Annotated in this window: 4 protein-coding genes; all 4 read right to left on the minus strand. The window is 63.6% G+C overall.

Features of this window, described 5'->3' with window-relative positions:
* Positions 1-116 precede the first annotated feature (116 nt).
* The 4 genes from NKI19_RS32520 to NKI19_RS32535 are packed head-to-tail and all read right to left on the minus strand — an operon-like array spanning position 117 to position 3,992.
* Entirely contained in the window at positions 117-389 is a 273-nt protein-coding gene (locus NKI19_RS32520) for a MoaD/ThiS family protein (RefSeq protein WP_352567689.1), read from the minus strand.
* On the minus strand, positions 389-2,653 hold the full coding sequence (locus NKI19_RS32525; protein WP_352567688.1) for a xanthine dehydrogenase family protein molybdopterin-binding subunit: 2,265 nt from the start codon (positions 2,651-2,653) through the stop codon (positions 389-391). The genes NKI19_RS32520 and NKI19_RS32525 overlap by 1 nt, the downstream gene beginning before the upstream one ends.
* 2 nt (positions 2,654-2,655) lie before the next feature.
* Entirely contained in the window at positions 2,656-3,132 is a 477-nt protein-coding gene (locus NKI19_RS32530) for a (2Fe-2S)-binding protein (RefSeq protein ID WP_352567687.1), read from the minus strand.
* Positions 3,132-3,992: an FAD binding domain-containing protein gene (locus tag NKI19_RS32535; RefSeq protein WP_352567686.1), complete on the minus strand. Its 861-nt coding sequence runs from the start codon at positions 3,990-3,992 to the stop codon at positions 3,132-3,134. Before NKI19_RS32535 ends, NKI19_RS32530 begins: the two co-directional genes overlap by 1 nt.
* Positions 3,993-4,546: the final 554 nt, after the last annotated feature.

Below are 4,546 nucleotides of genomic sequence, written 5' to 3' on the forward strand. Positions count from 1 at the left end.
GATGATCTGCTCTTCCGTAAACCGCTTTCTCTTCATCAGTCCGTCCTTCAATCGAGGCCGGACTCTAATCTCAGATGGAGGAAATTACCCGTGGCAGGTCACACGCGGCCGCATTTTCAAACAACGTGACAACGCCGTTGCAACTCATCCCCCCGCCAGCCTCGGCAGCAGGAAGATTTCCGCCCTTTCGGCAGTTCCTTCGACCACGTATCCCTGTAGATCGTCCCGTCGATCGCCACCGCGATCCCGCGATCGATCAAGGGCTCGAGGCCGGGATACTGTTCAGCCAGCTTCCTGAACAGCTCCCTTATGTCTTTGGCCTCGATCTCGACCTTGTTCTTGCCTCCGGCGGCCGCACCAAGCGATCCCCAGAGCGTCACTTCGACCATCAGCCTCCCCGTTCCGCCTCGATCGCCGCCAGGATGCGCGGCGGTGACATCGGGATGTGGGTCATGCGCACGCCGGCTGCGTTCGACACCGCATTGGCGATCGCCGCCAGCGGCGGCACGATCGAGGTTTCGCCGACGCCGCGCACCCCGTAAGGGTGGTTGGGGTTGGGGATTTCGAGGATCTGCGTGTCGATCATCGGCAGGTCCGAGCAGACCGGGATGCGGTAGTCGAGGAAGCCGGCGTTCTGCAGCCGGCCGTCCTTGCCGTAGATATACTCCTCGTTGAGCGCCCAGCCGATGCCTTGCGCGGCACCGCCCTGGTACTGGCCCTCGACATAGGTCGGATGCACCGCCTTGCCGGCGTCCTGGATCACCGTGTAGCGGATGACCCTGGTCGAGCTGGTCTCGGGATCGACCTCGATATCGCAGATATGGGTGGCGAACGAGACGCCGGCGCCGTCGGCGACGAGTTCGCTATGGCCTGCGATGGGTCCGCCCGTCTTTCCGGAAGCGGCCGCAATCTCCTTCAGCGACAGCGGCGAGAGGTTGCCGTGCGTCGCGCCCTTGGCAATCGCATGACCCTCTTCCCAGACCACGTCGTCGACGGGTATGTCCCACATCTGCGCGGCGCGTTCTCGCAGGATCTTGATGGCGTTGCGAGCGGCGGAGATCGTCGCCATCGAAGACGAGAAGGTGCCGCGGCTGCCGTCCGTCATGTCGTTGTAGCCGAGGCTGGAGGTATCGGCGACCACCGCCTTGATCTGCTCATAGGGGATACCGAGCTCCTCCGCCGCCACCAGCGACAGCGACGCGCGGGAACCACCCACATCGACCGTGCCGACGGCAAGCGAGACCGAGCCATCCATGCCTATGTTGAGGTCGGTGCAGGTCTGGCCGCCGAAGTTGAACCAGAAGCCGCAAGCCATGCCGCGGCCCTGATTCTTGCCGAGCGGCGCCTTCATGTGCGGATGGTTCTTGGCCGCCTCCAGCGTCGGCCCGATGCCGATCGGCCCATATACCGGGCCGTAGGACGATCTGGTGCCTTCCTGCGCCGCGTTCCTGATCCGAAACTCGACCGGGTCCATGCCGATCTCCTTGGCCAGCTCGTCGACCGCGCTTTCCACCGCAAACGCTGCCATCGGCGCCGACGGCGCCCGATAGGCCGCGGTCTTGGGCCGGTTGACCAGCACTTCGTAGCCGACCGTCCTGACGTTCTCGAGCTTGTAGCAAGCAAAGGCGGTCATGGCGCCGATCTCGGCCCACATGCCGGCATAGGGGCCGCAGGAATAGCGCAGCGTCGCCTCGGCCGCCGTGATCGTGCCGTCCTTACGGGCGCCGATCCTGACGTCGATCGAGGTGGCGCTGGTCGGGCCGGAGGCGCGGAACACCTCGTCGCGCGTCATGACCAGCTTGACCGGCCGGCCGGCTTTGCGCGACAGCGCCAGCGCCACCGGCTCGGCCCAAACATGGGTCTTGCCGCCGAAACCACCGCCGATCTCCGACGAGGTGACGCGCAGCTTCGAGGCCTCCATGCCAAGCAGCTGGGCGCAGTGCTGGCGATAGACGAAATGCCCTTGCGTGCAGACCCAAAGATCGGCGGTGCCGTCGGAGCTGACATTGGCGACGCAGGCATGCGGCTCGATATAACCCTGGTGCGTCTGCTCGGTCTTGAAGGAGCGTTCGACGACGAAATCGGCCTGGCCGAAACCTTCATGGATGTCGCCATGGCCGTACTGGGTGCGCTTGGTGACGTTTGAAGGCTTGACGGGCTTTTGCTCAAGGCCCCCGGTGAAGATGGCGTCGTTGAGCACGGGTGAGGAGTGCTTCATCGCCTCGTCGACGTCGGTGACATGCGGCAGCACCTCGTAGTCGACCTCGATCAGCTTCAGTGCCTGCCTCGCGGTGCGGGCATCGACCGCAGCGACCGCGGCCACAGCATGGCCGTCGTAGAGCGCTTTCTTGCGCGCCATGCAGTTGTCGAGGATGTCGTACATGGCGGCATCGCCGTCGGTGAGGTCGGGCAGGTCGGCCGCGGTGATCACCGCCTTGACGCCGGCGAGCTTCTCCGCCTTCGACGTGTCGATCTTCCTGATCGTGGCATGCGCATGGGGGCTTCTGAGAACGCGCCCGACCAGTTGCCCGGCCATGTTGAAGTCGGCGCCATAGCGTGCACGGCCCGTCACCTTGTCGACGCCGTCGGGACGGATGGGACGCGTGCCGACAGAGGTGAAATTGCGTCCGGAGTAACGTGGATCGAAATTCATCGTCATGCTCCCTTCATCACGCTCGCGGCGTCCTGAACGGCACGCACGATCTTGTCATAGCCGGTGCAGCGGCAGAGGTTCCCGGCGAGGCCGAAGCGGATCTCCTCCTCGGTCGGATCGGGGTTCTTGGCCAACAGGTCCTTGGCCGCCATGAGGAAGCCCGGCGTGCAGATGCCGCATTGAAGCGCGGCGTGTTCCAGGAATTTCTGCTGCAGCGGATGCAGCTTGTCGCCATGCGCCATGCCCTCGATGGTTTCGATGCGCCGCCCTTCAGCCTCCGCGCCGAGCACCAGGCACGAGCACACCAGCCGATCGTCGAGGATGATGCTGCAGGCGCCGCAGTCGCCGGTGCCGCAGCCTTCCTTAGCACCCGTCAGCCCCAGGCGATCGCGCAGCACATCAAGCAGCGTTTCGTCCGGCTGGCAAAGGAACTCGACATTGTCGCCGTTGATTGTCGTTGATACTGCCACACCAGCCATCATTTGCCTCCTGCGCGCGCATAGGCGGTCGTGGCGGCCCGCTTGGCCAGCACACCCGCAACTTTCCGTCTGAATTCGATAGTGCCCCGCTTGTCGTCGATCGGACGGCAGGCCCCCGAGCAGACCTTGGCGAGCCTCTCCAGCGTGGCTTCGTCCAGCTTGGAGCCGATGAGAACCTCGGCGGCCTCCTCGACCAGAATCACCGTCGGCGCCACGGCGCCTAGCGCCAGGCGGGCGGATTTGACGCGACCTTGCTCGTCGAGCGTCAGGTTCACGCCGGCGCTTACCACCGCGATGTCCATCTCCGTGCGCGGAATGAAACGCAGATAGGCATCGCCCGAACGCGGCAGACGTTTGTCGAGCAGGATTGCCTCGATGATCTCGCCCTTGGCCAGCGACGTCTTGCCCGGCCCAGTCGGTACCGCTTCCACGGCAATCGTGCGCCTGGTTCCCGGGCCGACGACCACCGCCTTGGCGCCAGCGGCCACCAGCGCCGGCACGCTGTCGGCGGCCGGCGAGGCGTTGCACAAATTGCCGACGATGGTGCAGCGTCCCTGCACCTGCTTGGAGCCGATCAGGTTCGCTGCTTCGACGACGCCGGGCCATGCGTTCTTCAGGGCCTTGCTCTCGCCCAGCACTGCGCAGGGGACCGCCGCGCCGATGCTGAAGCCCTCGGCTGTTTCCCTGATCTCGCCAAGCCCCTCGATCGCCTTGATGTCGACGATCAGGTCGGGTTCGATAAAGCCGCCTTTCATTCTCACCAAGAGGTCGCTGCCTCCGGCGAGGATGGCGGCCTTGCCGGCTGAACCGGCCAACAGGCCGGCGGCGTCTTCAATTGAAAGCGGACGTATGTAACGCATCGTCTCCCCTTGGTCATCGTGATCTGAGCGACCGTTGTGAATCTCGGGACCGCTATAGCCATAAAAATCTATCAGCTGTCATTCGGCGGCTTTGGCCTCCGCTTTGAGCCCACGCTCGATATATGGAGATTCTCGATATCCTCCAGCCCGATCTGCAGGCGGATCAGGGGGCCGCCGTAATCCCCTTGGCGATGGTGCGGTCGACGAGGAAGAGCGCATGGCCAGGCTCTCACAGCCGCCCACGAATAGCCGATTTCGAAGACCCCTAACACGCCGAGGCAGGCGTACTTGTTTTTGACCGCCGCCGTTGAGCATGATCAAGGATCACTAACCCTGCCGAAATACTTGGTAGCGTGTTCACTCCGAATTTGGGCAGACTTAGAGATGAGTGATTGCAGACTGTGGACCGAACCGGCGACAATGGTTAGCGAGAAACGCGTTGTGGAAATCTTTCGCCACAGCGCGGCCGCCCTGCAAAACAAAATCAGGGTCAGATCCATAGGTGAACAGGCTGAGGCCAAGTACTTTAAGTCGCATCATATATTCTATGGATG

It is taken from the genome of Mesorhizobium sp. M0751 (assembly GCF_040320265.1).
In the GTDB taxonomy this organism is placed as follows: domain Bacteria; phylum Pseudomonadota; class Alphaproteobacteria; order Rhizobiales; family Rhizobiaceae; genus Mesorhizobium.